This window comes from Simiduia curdlanivorans, assembly GCF_030409605.1.
Taxonomy (GTDB): domain Bacteria; phylum Pseudomonadota; class Gammaproteobacteria; order Pseudomonadales; family Cellvibrionaceae; genus Simiduia; species Simiduia curdlanivorans.
Genome location: NZ_JAUFQG010000006.1, coordinates 614457 through 632507 on the forward strand (window position 1 = coordinate 614457; position 18051 = coordinate 632507).

Annotated in this window: 8 protein-coding genes; 1 reads left to right on the forward strand and 7 read right to left on the reverse strand. The window is 50.5% G+C overall.

What is annotated here, in order from left to right:
• Positions 1-4 precede the first annotated feature (4 nt).
• The 5 genes from QWY82_RS16575 to QWY82_RS16595 all read right to left on the reverse strand — a co-directional run bounded on the left by QWY82_RS16575 (position 5) and on the right by QWY82_RS16595 (position 8493).
• The gene (locus QWY82_RS16575; RefSeq protein WP_290264612.1) at positions 5-1018 is read right to left on the reverse strand and encodes a cupin-like domain-containing protein; all 1014 of its coding nucleotides are present in this window, start codon (positions 1016-1018) and stop codon (positions 5-7) included.
• On the reverse strand, positions 1015-2544 hold the full coding sequence (locus QWY82_RS16580) for a tryptophan halogenase family protein (RefSeq protein ID WP_290264615.1): 1530 nt from the start codon (positions 2542-2544) through the stop codon (positions 1015-1017). The genes QWY82_RS16575 and QWY82_RS16580 overlap by 4 nt, the downstream gene beginning before the upstream one ends.
• Positions 2545-2662: 118 nt before the next feature.
• Positions 2663-5614, reverse strand: coding sequence for a TonB-dependent receptor (locus QWY82_RS16585; protein ID WP_290264618.1), 2952 nt, complete (start codon positions 5612-5614; stop codon positions 2663-2665).
• Between the two features lie 492 nt (positions 5615-6106).
• Positions 6107-7111: a LacI family DNA-binding transcriptional regulator gene (locus QWY82_RS16590; protein WP_290264620.1), complete on the reverse strand. Its 1005-nt coding sequence runs from the start codon at positions 7109-7111 to the stop codon at positions 6107-6109.
• A 53-nt stretch (positions 7112-7164) separates the two neighbouring features.
• Positions 7165-8493, reverse strand: coding sequence for a glycoside-pentoside-hexuronide (GPH):cation symporter (locus QWY82_RS16595; protein ID WP_290264623.1), 1329 nt, complete (start codon positions 8491-8493; stop codon positions 7165-7167).
• A 221-nt stretch (positions 8494-8714) separates the two neighbouring features.
• Here QWY82_RS16595 and QWY82_RS16600 point away from each other — a divergent pair, with 221 nt between their 5' ends.
• Positions 8715-10052, forward strand: a complete 1338-nt coding sequence (locus tag QWY82_RS16600) for a GH1 family beta-glucosidase (RefSeq protein ID WP_290264626.1) — start codon at positions 8715-8717, stop codon at positions 10050-10052.
• A 148-nt stretch (positions 10053-10200) separates the two neighbouring features.
• On the opposite strand, the gene QWY82_RS16605 is transcribed toward QWY82_RS16600, so the two are convergent.
• Positions 10201-11892, reverse strand: a complete 1692-nt coding sequence (locus tag QWY82_RS16605; protein WP_290264628.1) for a cellulase family glycosylhydrolase — start codon at positions 11890-11892, stop codon at positions 10201-10203.
• Positions 11893-12159: 267 nt separating this feature from the next.
• On the reverse strand, positions 12160-17547 hold the full coding sequence (locus QWY82_RS16610; RefSeq protein WP_290264630.1) for a di-heme oxidoredictase family protein: 5388 nt from the start codon (positions 17545-17547) through the stop codon (positions 12160-12162).
• Positions 17548-18051: the final 504 nt, after the last annotated feature.

An 18051-nucleotide genomic window follows, 5' to 3' on the forward strand; every position in this document is an offset into this window, starting at 1 on the left:
CTCGCTAGGTCAAAAATTTTTGTAGTCTCGACATTAAACCAGCCATCAGCTGAACCGCAGACTGGGCATTTAAGTCGGTCAAAATTCCGCGCTTTCCGGGCGGAATATGTGCAGTGGCTTGTTCGCGATTCACCACAAAGTGTTGAAAAATATGGCCCCAGGCCTCGCGCTGAGCTTTCGGCAGCGACCCTATCGACAAGAGTGCAAGGCTGATCGCATCTTGCGGCAAACCAGACCAAGCTGGTGTCGCCCTCCACCAAAAATTGATCAACATATTCACCTTGTCTAGTCCCTCTACCTGATGCCACCACATGCTAGGCACAAACAACACGTCACCAGCTTCCATATTCGCCACCAACGCTGAATTGAGTGCTTGGTCATAATTTGGAAATTGCACTGGATCAGGATGATAAAAATCCACCAAGCTAATGGCTTGACCGGCCGGGGTGAAGTCTAATGGCCCCACGTAAAGATTGCTAACTTGCTCAGGCGGGAACAGGGTAAACCGACGCCTACCGGCGACCACGCAGGCTAAGTTATCAGGTAAATCAAAATGTGCAGCGATGCGCGTTTTGTTGCCAAACCAAAGCGATATAAGCGGTTCAATCGCCCCAACACCTAAGTCTAATTTTTCGGTGAGCCCGGGAAAATAATACGGAATCGATGATGAGCCAACATAGTAACCACTGCCATCTAACGGGTGCGACTCGAGCAACTTCAAAGCATCTACCAGCAATGCCTGATCACGTGCAAAATTAAAGCCGCTAAAATTTTCATTATAGAAAACCCTACCCTCGTGCTTTTTATCCATGCGGAAAACAACGCCAGGCTTGCCACTGTCAAACTGGCTTAAGTAATTCGATAATTGCCCTTGGCGACCAGCCTCAACGATAGCCCAATGCTCAACGGCCCCCTTTAAAAGTAACGGCTGAATCCGATTTTTTAGCAGCGGCAAAATATCCTCGACCTGAGCCACTGTCATCGTTTCCACGCTGGGAATAAATTCAGGGTAAGTCACGAGGCTGCCAACCACTGATTAATAAAATCGCGATTACTAGGCAGGCCACCTAAATACTTCTGGCTTTGCATTGTCACTTCCGACAAAAGCTGTTGCGCACGCTGGCGGTTAGCATCCGGCCGCGGGCTACGAGAATAATCACAGCCAAAGCCAGCGCCTTGCAAGACATAGCGATAACTGGCGGCGGGAAACAGTGGCTTAGCTAATGCAAAGTCGGCTTGATTAGGCGGCCGGTGCTGCCATCGCCTCAATAGATCAGCCAGTGATTCGGGTAAAGATGTAGCCTGTCGATGTGCCTGCCAATAAGGGCTGTCACGCCTAGATACAAGGTAATGTAATTTTAAGAACTCGATCACTTGCTGCCACTGCTGCAGTGTTCGAGCATTATATTGGCAGGCAGCACCGGTCATGTTGGCGCGCTGCACGGGTAGCAAATCTCTGATCAAGGCTGCAGACTGCTCGACCATAGCGAGCGCCGATGCCTCAAGTGGCTCAATAAAACCCGCGGCCATACCCACCGCCACACAATTATTAACCCAAAAAGTCTCTCGATAACCAGGGTCAAATTTGAGTGTGCGCACAGTTAGCGATTTTACATCGGCAACTTGAGTCGAGAGATAGCGTTCAAACTCGACCTGAGCCTCGTCTTCAGAGATAAAATTTCGTGCAAAAACAAAACCCAGACCTCGCCGTGTGGGTAAGCCTATATCCCACATCCAGCCGTTGTTATGTGCACTTGCGCGTGTTACCGACGCGATTGACTCATCGGCCTGCTGATAGGGAACCTGTGTAGCCAACGCGCAATCGTTAAATAATACATCTCGCTGGCAACGCCAAGGAATCTGATAGTGTTTTGCCAAGAGTAAAGACTGACTGCCTGAACAATCAATAAAGAAATCAGCGGCTAGCTCTTCGCCTTGCCGTGTTTGAAGACTAGCGAGATCACCCCTTGCGCTCGCCTTGGTTTCCGTCACGTGCAATTGTTTATACACAACACCCAAACCGCGAGTACAGTGATCGCGCAGCAGCGCGCCAAATTTTCCGGCATCAAAATGATAACCGTAATTAACGACCGCTGCATATTCAGGTGTAGCCAACTGTTTTGGCGCCCGCGCAGCATCGCATAAAATAGGTTGTGCACTTACGCCATAAGCAAAAGGTTGATCGGTGCAGTAGCGCGCTAAATCCTGCTCAAAATAGCCATGCGGTAGCGTGAAAGGATGATAGTAACGATCATCAACCGCCCCTGTAGCCCAGCCATTAAATAAAGAGCCTTGCTTAAAAGACGCATCACATTCGGCAAACAAACGCTTTTCCGACAGACCAACCCTACGCAAGGTATCACGCATTGAAGGCCAAGTGCCTTCGCCTACCCCTAATGTGGGAGCGTCGGGGGATTCCACTAGCGTAATAACGCAGCTACCACCAACTGCCTCGCCATGTTCTGCTGCCAATATTGCTGCCGTGAGCCAACCGGCGGCACCACCACCAACAATTAAAATCTGTTTCAACTTCTCGTTATTCATAACGTCTACCGGACAACTTAAGGTCGATATTATAGATTTTATAAAACAATGGGTGCCCAAGGGCACCCATTGCGACGACCTACACTACTTAAAAACAGCAGTGCTTACTAGTTCAAACTTAGAAAGTATAACGCGCACCAAGATTATAACGCGCTCCTGTTTGGATAGCGCCAACCATCATATTTTCATGACGACCGTATAAACGCTGGGTTTCATTAGTGACGTTGATACCTTCGGCAAACACAGTGAAGTTATCATTGATGTCATAACTTACGTTCATATCCCATTGGCCGTAGGCCTCGGTGTAAATTGGGTTGCGCTCACCATTGCCATCAAAGGTACTATTTAGGAAATTATCGCGCCAGTTATAGGCAATACGCGCCTGTATGCCATGGTTATCGTAAAAGCCCACTAGGTTGAATGAGTCACTCAAGCCCAACACGGCAAATTGGTTATCGACACCCTCACCTTTATTGGTGTTGAAATCATCGTAACCGATGTCACCATTAACCGTGGTGAAGTTCACGATAGATCCAAAACCAGACTCACCAAACATATGCTGCCAAGCAATTTCGAACCCATCGATATTTGCCGTTTCAGCATTTACTGGCGTAATAACCGTAAACATCGCAGCGCTATCGCCCTCAGCTGCCGATCCGGCAAAAGGCGCTCCGTACAGAGCATCCAGATAAGGTCGTACAACGCTGGCATCGTCTGTGCCTAAGTCAGCAACAGCTTGCTCATAGCGCGGCCCTTGAACAGGGTGTGCTAAATCAAACGTGGCCTCCTGGAAAGACGTTTGTCCGATAAAGTTTTTAACCGCCTTTTTATAGTACCCAATAGACACATAGCTCGCGTCTTCGTAATACCATTCACCCGACAAATCAAAATTGGTAGAAACAAAGGGGTCTAAATCCGGGTTACCGAGGTTAGAGGTACCACCATTAAAACGGATAAGTTCATTGATGGTTTGACCACCTTGAATATCACCGTAGTTGGGTCGCGAGAGCGTCTTGCTAACAGAGGCACGCGCCAAAATGGAATCCGTGATTGAGATATCGAAATCTACATTAGGTAGCCAGTTGCTATAGGCACCTTCACGCTCTTCATAGGTGGTACCGCTGCGCTGCGCATAGAACTCGTTGTCGCCGTTCCATGTGATGGAGTCATAGGTTGGTACAAGAGCTTTAGCATCGACGGCAGTATCTTCGTAACGCAAGCCAATCGATAGATTCATTGGCATAGCGAGGTCATCCCAAGCTAAATTCAATTGTGCGTATGCTGCAGTTTGTTTTTCTATTGTGGTACGGTCAGTGGAGAAATCATCGCTGGCACACAACACCGTGCCACAAGGGCTGATAGTTTCGCCATTAGCCGTTGCAATGGCAGAAATCGCATCAATCATGCCTTGAAAATTCGCAGCATAGTAATAAGGCGTCATATCTGGGCTAGACGCGCTGCTGAACTGATCCAGCGCACTTGCCATACTTTTTGCAACGAAAAGACTATCGTCATAATCAGCAGCTGTGCCGTAGCCACCCCAGGTTTCACGCTGCGCATTCGCAAAAGCTGAGCGGTTTTCCGACTCTAGATAGCCAAGACCAAAATCAATGCTTTTAACAACCTTGCTGTCAAATTCAAAGCTACCATCAAACTTTGCCTGCTCGATGTCGTGCTCCATAATACTGTTGCGGAAGCTGCTACCAGAGGTCACCATTTTTGCGGGATCAAATTCACCGTCAGCATTGTAGGTAAAATTAACCGTGGGCAAATCGTGAGTATAGTTAACGGTGGTCGCGGCCCGATTGAACTGAGCGCCAGCCACATTATTATTCGAACCTCGACCATCCTTAGCGCCGTTATCAGCACCCGAATTGTGGTAATCGAAAATCAAGGTTAAGGCATCGGTGGGGCGCCACGCCAAATTCAAACCGAGAGATTTATTCTCGTTCTTCGTACCCCAATCACCGGCATTAAAGGTCACATCGTTACCAGTACCATCAGTGTATTCCGTGAGCGCAACAACCGAGCCGTTGCCCGAGCCTTCTGTGAAAGCACCACTAACAGGCACGCCGTTAAACCAGGCGCCCATCGCATTGTATTGCTGCTCTACATCTTGTGCAGAATAGGTGTAGTCCAGCGTGGCCTCTAAGGCGTCGGTCGGCGCCCACTGCAAGGTCAACTGCGCGTTGGTACGCTCGCGCTGTACTTGACCAAAGGTAAAGCCAATGCCGCGCGGCATCGCATAAATATCACCCGCTTGAGGCGGGTTTTCGAAGCTGGTGGAATCCGGTGCAACCGACCCCCAATCACCTTGACCACCTTGAATGGTGTACCAACCAGGGCCTGTCTCTGACTTAGCGTAACCGCTGTCGCGCTTCGAGTAGCTACCAGTTAGAGCCACACCAATCGTATCTTCAGCGAACTTGGTGCTGAAAATGCCCGACATTTCTGGGGTCCAATCGGAGCCGTTTTCGTTTGATGTATCGTGCATGGCTTTAACACCGACATTCGCCACCAGGCTATCCATCTCGAGCGGGCGGGCCGTGCGGATATTAATCACAGAACCAAGACCACCGGTAGTTAAAGACGCCTTGCCGGTTTTATAAACTTCAACAGCACTCACACTTTCAGCAGCCAGATTGGCAAAATCGAAAGAGCGAGCCGTTGATGCGGAACTCGCCTCGATATTCGCCGCCGGCATTTGACGACCATTCAAGGTCACGGCGTTATAATCAGGACCAAAACCACGCACGGTAACCCGACTGCCTTCACCATTCTGGCGATCAATCGACACGCCCGTAATACGCTGCAGCGACTCAGCTAGGTTGGTGTCTGGCATCTTACCTATATCTTCGGCGGAAATCGCATCTACGACACCACGCGCATCGCGCTTCATGTCCATAGAGCGCTGCAAGCTGCCACGAATACCCGTAACCACTATCTCTTCTAATTGCTCGGCATCCGCCTGATCATTGGTCTGTGCGAAGGCGGGTGAAAATGCGGCTGCGCCCAAGACCATCGAAATGGTGGCTGCTAGCTGTGTTCGCTTAAACGTTCTGTATTCCATAGCTCTGACCCGATTTGTCTGATTATTGTTGGAATTAGGTTCCATTCGTGTGGCTGTCTCGCCACTGTAAGCGCTTACATAATACCGTAAAAAAAAACCTTAATGGATAGTAAAGCGTAACTAAGATCCATAAATTTATAAATGTAAGCGCTTACAAATTAAGCCAAAGCCAACCCGGTGTCAAGCCGTATTAGCAAATTCAACAGTGCTAGTTTTTGCGCCACAATTGACCGAAACATGAGGTTACAAAATTACCCAAATGCCGTAACACATCGATAAATTAAACCGTGATTCCGGTGCGCAGGGAAAGGATATAACTATTACCGAAAGTACCAAGTGAGCAACGACGAGCGCAACTCAACGGCCCGCAGGCAGTAGAAAAAACACAACAACATCACAGTGAATAAGCGCCAGAAAGCCAAACGCCGTCGTTAAACGCCATGACCGAAATACACCCAACTCGACATTTGGTAGCAATGTTGGGTATTGATGTCAGCGCTTAAATTTACTCACAGAATCGCGCGTCACAAGGGTCGGTTCGAAGATATTTTGAATATCAAAGGCGTTGTGCTTATAAACATATTTCAAAACCCAATGTGCGGCCATATTGGCCATTTCACGAATGGGGTAGTTTATGGTGCACAGCTTTGGGTAGACGTAACGGGAGTAAGCGACGTTATCAAAACCCACCACAGAGAGATCTTGCGGCATAGCCAAACCTAAATCCCGCGCGGCGGTCATAGCACCTGCAGCCATTTCATCATTGGCGCATAACAAGGCAGTGAAATTTGCGCGCTGGGCGAGTAGATGGGTCAAGCCCTCAACCCCGCCCTCCTCTTGATAGGAACCTTCAAATAGCAGCTTTTCGTTAAATTTAACATTGTATTCAGCCAGCGCCCGCTTGTGACCAGCCAAACGCTCTTGCGCGTCGTCTTTCCATAGCGGCCCGGAAATATAGGCAATCTTGCGATGGCCATTCTCCAGCACATGCTTGCTCGCCAAATAACCGCCCAACTCATTGTTTAAACTGATGCAGTTCTTCGCGAGTTTGGGAATATTGCGGCCAATAATCACAATGGGCGTACCCTTCTTGGCCAACTTAACTAGGTATTCATCGGTAACGGATTCCACATAGAGAATGAGTGCATCGCAACGGCGACTCAATAAAAACTCAATGGCATCTTCTTCCTTGGCTGCGTCGCTGTGGCCGGCTGCGATTATGGCGTGCACATCGTGATTGCGCAGCTCGGTTTCCACTTCACTCATCATCATGCCGTAAAAAGGGCCGTGTAATTCCGAAATTAAAACTCCCACGCTGCTGGTGTGCTTTGACGCTAAGCCCTTGGCAATGGCACTCGGCCTATAACCAAGGGACTCCATTGCCGCAAGCACCTTTTGCTTGGTTTTTTCGCTGACTTGGGCATTCTTATTCATCACCCGCGACACGGTCGCAAGTGATACACCGGCAAGTTCAGATACATCGTAGATGGTTGCCATAAGCTTCCTAATTATTCCCTAATAACGCCGAGCCACTATCACATTGCGCTATCTTATGCGGTTTGAGGCCTTAGATCCTGCTGTAGTTTGTCCACAGTCACTTGATCCAGCTTGTAACTGCGCATAATCCAGGCCACGAGCAAAGACCCAAGCGCTGGCCAAAGTGTAAACGACAACCGAATACCCTCTTGCGTTTCAGGTGACTGAAGTACGTCGGCCTGGTAGCTGTAATAGGCCAACAACCATCCGGCAATTGCACCACCTAAGGCCAAACCGAGCTTAATGAAAAACACAATGGAGGAATACACCATGCCGGTAATGCGAATACCGGTCTTCCAGTGGCCGTAGTCCACCGTATCGGCCATTTTTGCCCACAGTAAGGGCGTTGCCATTTGTAAGAACAGGCACCAGAAAAAATACAAACCAAAGGCCAGCATCAATTGCTCACTGCCAACAAAATAACCGGCGCCGCACAGGACCGCGGCAATCAACTGCAAGCCGATATAGGCTTTCACCTTACAGATTCTTTTCGCTAAAGGCTGGGCCAAGGCACAACCAATGATATTACCAATCATGCCCAAGGTAACAAATTGGGTCACCAAGTCTTCGCGCAATAAATAGTATTTCACGTAAAAAATCGCCAAAGTGGAGCGAATCACCATGCCCGTTAATAAGAATAACGCGGCTAAACACAGCACCCGCCACTGGTCGTTTTGCCACAGCGAGCCCATATCGTCGCGGATACTGGTGCGCTGATCTTGTGGCGGCGCAATGCGCTCCTTAGTACCCGCAAAGCAGAGTAGAAACAACACCACGCCGAGCGCGCTCATGGCCATAATCGTACGTTGATAGCCCAGGGCTTTATCGCCATCGCCGAAATAGCCCACTAAAGGCAGCGTGCAAGCGGTTACCAAAAGACCGCCTAACATGCCAAATACGAAGCGATAAGATTGCACCGAGACACGCTCTTTGGGCTCGGCGGTCAAAACCCCGCCGAGCGCCGAATAGGGAATATTAATGGCGGTGTAAGCCAACATCAGCAAGGCGTAGGTACAAAAGGCGTAGACCACCTTGCCCTCTTCGCTCAAATCTGGGGTAGTAAAAGCCAACACGCTAATGAAGCCAAAGGGCAGTGCCAGCCACAAAAGGTAGGGACGAAATTTTCCCCAGCGGGTATGGGTCCTATCGGCCAAGCCGCCCATTAACGGGTCAGTTACCGCATCAAAAATGCGCACCACCAAAAACAGGGTGCCCACCACGGCCGGTGAAATACCAAAAATGTCCGTGTAAAAGAAGGTCAAAAACAACATGACTGATTGAAAAACGATATTGCTGGCGGTATCACCTAAGCCATAAGCGATTTTTTCTCGAATGCTTAACATAAAGCCCCGTCGATGAGATTCTGTTGAATAAGCGCGACCAAGTACTGATCCGAACGCAGCCCAACCTGTTTTTATTAAAATATTAACCCGTCAAGGTTGACCAACTTGCATCAAAGCCTTACCCTAAATGTAAGCGCTTTCATTGGATTAATCAACCACTGACTGACGCCACACACGTTAACAAGCTAACAAAATAGCTACAACCCACAAGAGTCGTTGTTGTGACGTTAAAATTAGCCGTACCTCAGACCTCAAAACTGAGGAAAAAAGATTTTATCTATGGTGTTGCCACGGCGGCCTTTCAAATCGAGGGAGCGGCCGAGTCTCGCCTGCCCTGCATCTGGGATACGTTTTGCGCAACGCCAGGCAAGATTAGCGATAGTTCAAATGGCTTAGTGGCCTGCGACCACCTTCGGCACTGGCAATCAGACCTAGAACTTATCGAAAGCCTGAATGTCGACGCCTACCGGTTTTCCGTGTCTTGGGGTAGAGTCATCAATGCCGATGGCAGCCTAAACGCCGCGGGGGTCGACTTCTATATCAAGCTGTTGGATCGCTTGGCAGAAAAAAACATCAACGCTTTCGTAACGCTCTACCACTGGGACCTACCGCAACATATTGAAGACCAAGGCGGCTGGCTAAACCGAGACACCGCCTATTTATTTGAGGATTACGCCGATAAAATAAGTCGCGCCTTCGGCCATCGCGTCTACTCTTACGCCACGCTAAACGAGCCCTTTTGCAGCGCCTTTTTAGGTTATGAGAAAGGCATTCACGCGCCCGGCATTGCCGATCTTGGCGCCGGTCGGCGAGCTGCGCACCATCTACTGCTCGCCCATGGTTTAGCGCTTCGTGTTCTTAATAAAAACAGCCCCCACAGCCTAAATGGGTTGGTGCTGAACATGAGCCCAACTTACCCCAAAAGTGATTGCGCGCGCGATATCGAAGCCGCGCAGCTCGCCGATGACTTTTTGTTTCAGTGGTATGCACAGCCCGTGCTCGCCGGCAGCTACCCGGAAAAAGCAATGGCTCATATTCCCGAACGTTTGCGCCCGCCCATAGAAGCGGGCGACATGGCGATCATTAGTCAACCCATGGACTACATAGGCCTGAATTATTACACCCGCGGTATTTTTCACGCCGACGCCGACAACGCCTTCTTAGAAACCGTGCCAACCGACGCCGAATTGACCGATATGGGTTGGGAGGTGTTCCCGCAAGGCTTAACGGATCTGTTAGTCAACTTACATAAACGCTATTCGCTACCACCGGTTTTTATTACCGAAAATGGTGCCGCCATGGCCGATAAAGTAGTGAACGGTGAGGTCAACGACGTCGATCGCTTGGCCTATTACCACAGCCACTTAAATGCCATTCACCAGGCTGTCGAACAAGGTGTGGATGTGCGCGGCTATTTCGCCTGGAGCTTGATGGATAATTTCGAGTGGGCTTACGGTTACGAAAAACGCTTTGGCATTGTGTACGTGGATTACGAAACCCAACAGCGCACAATCAAAGCCAGCGGCCACGCCTACGCAAACTTTATTGGCAGCAGGTGATAGGTAATAGGTAAAAACTTGTAATCTATTCGGATGCTGCACGCGCTGTGAAGCCATTCAGTACATCGAGAATCTGCGACTTAAAACTGAACAGGCCACTCACGCGAGCGGCCTGTTCTATTTAGCAAGATGCTTACATTTTATAACGCTAACAGTTCTTCACAAACGTCCAAGACGCATCACTGCCAGGCACCGAATTGGTGTACCAGTTGGCGCGATACAACTTGCCCTGATGTTGCATCTGCTCATTTTTTTCCAAATGGGTGTTTGGGCCGCCGTTGTAATCCGGCGTTGTCCAATTCGGATAGGTTGCCACACCGCTGCAGCTATCTGGCTGCGTGACGATTGCACAGCCATTGCTATCCACTTGGGTACCGGCCGGTGTATTGGGGCACTGATCGACGCTGTCGGCAACACCATCGCCGTCGCTATCGGCGGGTGCCGAGGTTTTGGGCTTGAACTCTATCCAATTAATGTTGAACGGCCCTTTGGCCACAGCGATGGTTAAATTTTGTTGGCCGGCGCTAAGGTTGATGGTGCGCTTCACGGTTTGCCAGTTTTGCCAACCACCGGTATTGGGCACGCTCACGGTATCGAGCACTTGGTTATTGCTGGATTTTTCCAAACGGAAAGACGCGCCCGACTGGGTGCTTGCCAAACGGAAAGACACATCGTATTGCCCTGACGATGGAAGATTAACTGCGTAGCGCATCCAATCGCCCGCATCAATCCAACCGACATTTTCGCCGCCGCCCACATCACTCGTCGCTTGGGTTTTTACTCCCTGCATAGCGCTGTAGTTTTCCGCTTGTATCTTACTGATGGTCGGGCAATTGTTGGTGCAGGGGTTAGGAGAGGAGCCGCCCCAATTGCGCACAATATCGCGCACTTTTACACCTGATTCCGTCAAGCTGGTCCAGCCGCCATTGGCGCTGGCGCCCGGCATCATCGCCGAAGCGCCTTCGGCTTTATCATTTACGGCCCAGTTAGCATGGCTTATATTGCGCTCTTTTAAGAACGTCATCCAGGCATCGGTATTGCCGTGGTTAACCCCACCGTCGCCATTGGCATTGACCGTGCCCCACTCGGTTACAAATAATGCTGCGTTATTATCCAGCGCTGTTTGCGCCCACCCCCGTAAATCGTCGAAATGGGTACCGGCGTAAAAGTGCAGCGTGTAGGCGATATTGCTGCCCTGAATCGGATTAAGCGCCGCTTCATCCACTCGCTGAGACCACTGCCGTGTGCCCACCACAATTAAGTTGTCTGGGTCTATGGCGCGAATAGCATTCACCACCGCCTGCGCGTAAGGCTTAATGGTTCCGGACCAAGACTGGCTCGTAGGTTCGTTGTAAATTTCATAAATAACATTGGGCGAATTGCCGTAGGTTTGCGCCATGTCTTTAAAAAAATTAATAGCCTGAGTTTGGTATTGCTCTGCGTTATGGGAGTGAAAGTCGATGATCACGTACATATCGTTGGCGATAGCGGCATCTACAACCTTTACCACTTTAGCGCGATTACCGACTGGGTCTTGAATATAACCACCGGACTCCTCAACCCCCATGGCGGCGCGCACGATGCTCGCCTTCCAATCGGTTTTAAGCCAGGCAACCGTATTGGCGGTGTAATACTTTTCCCCGCCCCAACCATTATTGCTCCAAAACAAACTTGCCCCGGCGAAGCTTTTTTCTTCTCCGCCGGCCAATACTTTATTGCCCGATACCGTTAAGGGCTCGACGGCTAGCGCCGAAGGTCCAATTAGCGTCGCACAAATCGCTGCGAGCGCTAAGCTCACGCGCCAATTGCGCCTTAACCACGATTGATTATATTTAGTCATTATTATCTCCCTGCTAGGAATGTATGTGTTTGCGCAAGTAATATCCCACAAACCACCAGCACCTTATAGTCAAAATAGATATCTGGCCACCTTACCAAGGTTTTAAGGCAGAATATGAATTAGGCAGAAGGTTTTAATTTCGTAGCTGAATTAAAAAGCCGAATGGCAAAGCACTTATGTACCAGTTGACTGGGCAGAAAAAATAAAAAAACGGCGCCCTAGGGCACCGTGCAAGCGACGAGAGAAAACGCTAAACGAGAAAAGGTTTTATAAACTTTTTAAGAAATCCATCAGTGCATTGCGATCAGCTGACGACAGGCTTTCGTAATTCAACCTAGTCGTCTCAGCTTCACCGCCATGCCAGCGAATAGCCTCATCAAGGGTGCGCGCGCGACCATCGTGTAAGTAGCTTTCAACGGGCGTACAGTACTCATGGCCATCTAAACCAAAGCTATCCCAGCCGTGCTGACCGGCTACCCCACCGGTTACGCAGGCAGACAATCCTAGGCCCCACAGAGGTGCGGTGCGCCACTCGGCACCGGTGGCTTCGCCCTCACCCAAGTTATCGGCCAAACCTGCGCCCATATCGTGTAGCAATAGATCCGTATAGGGGTGGATAGTTTGACTGCGCAACTCAGCCAGAGGATGAAACTCTGAGGTTTCAAAGGTCTCGGTGTGACAGCCTTGGCAGCCGATACTATTGAAAACCGCCTTGCCCTGAATCACGCTGGCGCTGTTGTAATCCCGCTGGGGCCTCACACCCAAGAGTGAAATATATTTCACCAAATTATCCAGGTGCTGATCGCCCAACTCGGCGCCTTGGTTGCCACAATCAAATTGATTGGCGCCGCAATCGGGCGCCGGCAACACCGAGGTCATAACCCCCATATCGGTATTAAATGCCGCCGCCACTTGATGTTTAACACTGCTGGCCGCCGCTTTGTAACCAAAGCGTCCTAAGCGGGTTGCACCCGTCACTGGATCGATCACTCTTTGTGCTCGACCAGAAATGCCATCGCCATTGGCATCGTTCTCATCGGCAAGATTTAGCACCGCTTGTTCGGGAATGGCTTCGAGTAAACCGATGCCGTTTAGTTGCGGCGCAATGCGCGCAGAGAAGGTATCTGGCACCACGCCGGTGAATTGGTAATTGGGTTTACGCAGGCCATTGGACTCGGTAAAGGATGCAATAGAGGGCGTGCCTTCGGTTGTAGCACTTGCGGAGCTTTTAGGTTGCAATACGCGGCCTAGATCCGGGTGAGAATTACCAAAAGCATCACCTACTTTAAACACCCACTTATCTAAGGGCTCACCAATTTCTGCAACTTCTGCGCGACCATTGCGCACATGACAATCGGCACAGCGTTGGTTGATGTAGTGCGGGCCAGCTAAACCTGACATCCCGGAAAAAATACCGTTTTCCGCATTTTCATCGTGGCTACCATCGACGAAAGAGGTATGGTGTACGCGGCGGCCTAGCACAAAAGGCTGGCCATTGTCGTAACCTAAGTTGGTCGCCATTTGTTGAAAATGGCCATCTGGCTCGGCGGTCATTTGCACATGCAAACTGGTGTCGCCACCTAAACGTGCAGAGGCTGGAACCGGAATAGTGTCGCGCTGTAACCGATTGCCGCCTTGAAACGCCACTTTATCGGTCACATCCCAAGGCACTATGCCCTGCCCAACGATGTATAAATAAGTGGTGCCGTAATAGTTAGAGCGACCGCGCGGCAAGGTGGCAGCATCTAAAAACTGGCTAATTTCAAATTCTAATTTATCGCCAATTTGAATGTTTCTGCCTTCGCGACAGTTATAGCTTTCCTCCTTCCAATAGTGGGTGTTATCCACCATGTTCATCACGCCGTTACCGCAATATTCCGCCAGCGTATTGAGGCCAATGTACCACCAGCGATTCTCCGCTTGTAAGTCATCGAGCTTATTTTGCGTCACCACATTCATGCGAATGCTGGAGCCACCTTTAGCCACATAATCAACAATTTCAATTGCCGCCGTGCGATCTTCCCAATAAAAGGTGAGGTAGTGATCGTAAGCTTGAAAATGGTTTTCTTTTGCATGTCGATCGCGTGCACGATCGGAAAAGCGGGTGACTAAGGCATCGCCGCGATCGTATTGGATCACTGGCTCAAGTGCGGTTGTCCCGTCGAATAATGGCGAAATATTGCCGAGGCTGGTACCGTAATCCACTTGCCACCAAACCCCGCCAACACCCTGCCCCAACGCTGAACCAGCGCTGCTATCAGCCGTATAGAAATACAGCGGCCGGCCATTGTAGGTTGCCTGCGTGCTACCATCCGTGCGTCCGACAGTGCCGAGACCGGCTACGCCACTGGCGCTGCCATCGGTCACCAACAGCGGCGGCCAGTTGGTGGCGCAATTGCCGTTGCAACTGCTGCCAGCGTTACCTTGATCATTGTCGAAAACATACAGGCTAAAGCCCGGTTTGGACGAGTCGACACCGCCCACTAATTTGCCATTGGCAACCGCCACTTCCATATTATTTGTCGGTGGCGCAACCACGGGGCAACCGGCAACATCAACAGCGGTGCCAGCCGGCGTACCGGGGCAGACATCGGCGCTGTCGGCAACGCCATCGCCATCGCTATCTTGCGTAGGATTTCCACCGCCGCTTAGGGTAAAACTCTGCTCAGCGCTATCGACGGCGTAACCTTTTTCCGTATCCCAATAGGTAAACGAAAAGGTTAGCGAAGCGCCTTGGGTTAAACCGGATAGGTTATAGCTGTTAACGCCGTTGACTTGCGTCATAGACACATTGATCTGGCCACCGCCGCCAACGCGATAATGCAAGTCGGCCCAACTGCTGGTGTTAACAAAAAAGCGCACGCTATCAGCACTGATTTGCTCGACGCCGTAAACACTCACTGGTACTGGGCAACCGTTAGCTTGAACCTCTACGCCCGCGCCGGTATTCGGACATTGATCGGCGCTATCTATTACGCCATCGCCGTCGCTATCTGCCGGTAGCGCGCAACCGTAGCTATCGACCGGTACATTGGCCGCGCTGCCCGGGCATTGATCACTGGCATCGGGCACGCCATCAGCATCACTATCGAGTACCGTAACGGAAGTAAAATGTAACCAGTTAAGATTGATACCCGGCGCATTGAACACAACACGCACCGTGTGCACGCCCGAGGTTAGATAAACTTGCCCGGCTGCTTGGGTAACAAAGTTTTGCCAACCACCGGTATTGCCGACACTGTTTGCGCCGAGATCTGAGCCATCCATAAGCACGGAATAACTGCCGCCCGTGGTGTTCGACGCAACGCGAGTCGACACATCGTAGCTGCCTTCGTTTAAAAAGACGCTGTACTCCAACCACTCGCCAGCGTCAGTCCAGCCCACATTAAAGCCACCGTCCACGTCCGTGGTTGCTTCGATATCCACATCGTCAGTGCGATAGGCGGCGCCGGTGTTGCCCGCCGTGGTGTCCAAAAAGTTGCTGTAGTCTTCTGCTTGCACGCGAACATTGTCGGTATTAATCAGCGCGCAACCTTGCGCATCCACAGCGACACCTGCCGGCGTATCCGGGCAATGATCATCGTCATTGTGTACGCCGTCTTTATCCACATCCGTGTCGATGGCGACGAACTTAATCCAATTTAAATTAAAGGCGCCAGCGCTCACATCCACGCGCAAGGTTTGCGTGCCTGCAGCGACCGTCACTTGGCTTAAGGTGTGGGTTTCGAACTGTTGCCAGCCACCGGTGGCAGCCACAGAATCCGTAGCCAAACTATTGCCATCGATACTCAACGAATAAGCGCCACCGCCTGGCGCCGAAGCGACGCGGGTGACCAAATCGTAAGTACCTGCCGCCAAATCTACCGAGTATTCCAGCCACTCGTTGGCGTCTATCCAGCCGACGTTATAGCCGCCGCCGGTATCGGTTGTCACTTCAATATCGACATCATCACTGCGGTAAGCACCACCGGTGTTGCCGGCGCTAAGGTCGTAAAAAGCACTGTAGTCTTCAGCTTCAACGTGTACATCAACACCCTGTGCCGGCAGTGCACAACCCGCGCTGTTGACCGGTGTATTGGCTGGTGTGTTTGGACATTGATCGAGGTCGTCGTTAACACCGTCGTTATCGCTGTCGGGTACAACAACGCCACCGCCGCCTTCCCAAACAATATCGTCAATGGCAAATTCAAAACTGTTGCTCGGCAAGGCACCGTCGACGCTGGCGATATAGAACATACCGGCGAGCGATTGCAGTGCAATTAAACTGCCGCGTAAATCAGCCACCGGAATACTGGCCTCGGCCCACTCGCCGTTGCGCACTAAACCATAGGTGGTTTCATAGGCCGGAAAGGTCAACCAATTTTCATTGGTGTAAGTGTCGGCAATACCAATTTTAAAACTGACATCGGCGGGAATCTTGATTTTAAATTTCATCACGCCGTCGACAAAATTACTCATGTCGCGCGCTTGTCGAGTTTGAATACCGCCGCCGAACCATTGGTTAGGGTTGACATACTGCCAGGCGATGACATTATCGCCCTCGGCTGGCGCTGTAGTTCCAGCAACCACTGAGTCTTGATTCCAAATGTAAATATCTGAACTAGCGCCCGCTTGTAATTTATTGGTGGTGGGCGTGGTATCGGTAAACACACCAAAGGTGCCGGTTTCCGCTTGATTAACGCTGCCGGTAAATACTTGCCCCATGCCGTCTAATTGATAAACGCGCACATAATCCACATACATTTTTGCGGGTAGCGGTGCCGTCACTTGGCCATTGCTGGCGGCGTCGGTGAAATTTCCGCCCACGGCTAAGTTCAACAAAAGATAAAAAGGTTGCTGAAGTTCGCTCGACTCCTCGGTGATGCCAATGGGCGCATCGTACATGTCGTACTCGACACCATTATCCACCACGGTAAAGCGCAACTCTGAATCGGTCCAGTAGGTGCGATAAGTAACGAAGCGATTACTTAGGGGCTGGCTCGCCACATAGGCGTTATCCGTTTGCCAGGCAGTCATGGCTGCACAAGTGGGATTTTCGGGAACGCATGCTGCATCAGCATAAAAAATCGCGTTGGCACCCACATAGCTGTTTATGTCGGCACCGGCGTGCCCAGCATCGGCCATGCCCTGCGCGCGGTGGCCCATTTCCATCATGTCAATTTCGCCTTTGGCAGGCCAACTGGCTGTGCTGGTGCCCAGCATCCAGGCCGCTGGCCACAGGCCAATGCCCACTTCCGGCACGCGCATTCGCACTTCGATCATGCCGTACTGCACGGCTAATTTATTGTGGCTATCCACCTTGCCGGAGGTAAAGGCCCGACCTTCTACCGTTTCATTGCGCGCTTGCAATACCAGCGCTTTATTACCGGGTTCATTGGGCACATCTTCGATGGCTAGGTTATTCGCGCTGTACCACTGCAACTCTTGATTGCCCCAGCCGCACAGGCCAATTTGACAACCATCGCCTTCAACTTCATTCCAATGCGCAGCATTGAAGGTACTAAAATTTTCTTCGAACAGTAAATTGCCGATAACCGGGTTGCTCACGTCGGCCAGGGAAATCTGTGATAAAAGCAACGTTGAGGTTGCGACTAATGCCGTTGATAGCTGGCGAGTGCCAGGCCAAATTGATCTGTTTCTAAACTTGCTTTTCATTTCTGGAGCCCACCTATTTTTATGTTTATTAGGGGCACGCAATCGCTTTAACCTCATACGCCAGCGCGCCAAGGATCAATTTCATGCAGAACATGGCGCCAATACTTCAACGCTGAAAATTGATCATTAACATTCGGTCAGCAGTAAATTATTGATATCAACATCACTCGCCGTTAACGGCGCGGACAAAGTTGGGCCGTCGCTGAAATCACAGATTTCAACTGCCAAAAATTCGCTTCAATAATTTACGCAAACACCTAGGACTAGCGTTTGCATATCAACTGCAATACTGACTTTCATCACACCCAATGACATGAATATGCCACTGGCTCGTCGCATGATTGACATCGCCCTATTGCGCTTATCTCGCCCTTTTCGGGCATTTATAATCTTTTTAACAGCAAAAAATGTAAGCGCTTACAATAAACTTAGTGCATTCGTTGTTTTTAGTCAATAGCGATGCATTCGCTGATGTGCGGTCGATCGCAGTAAAAGGGCTAATTT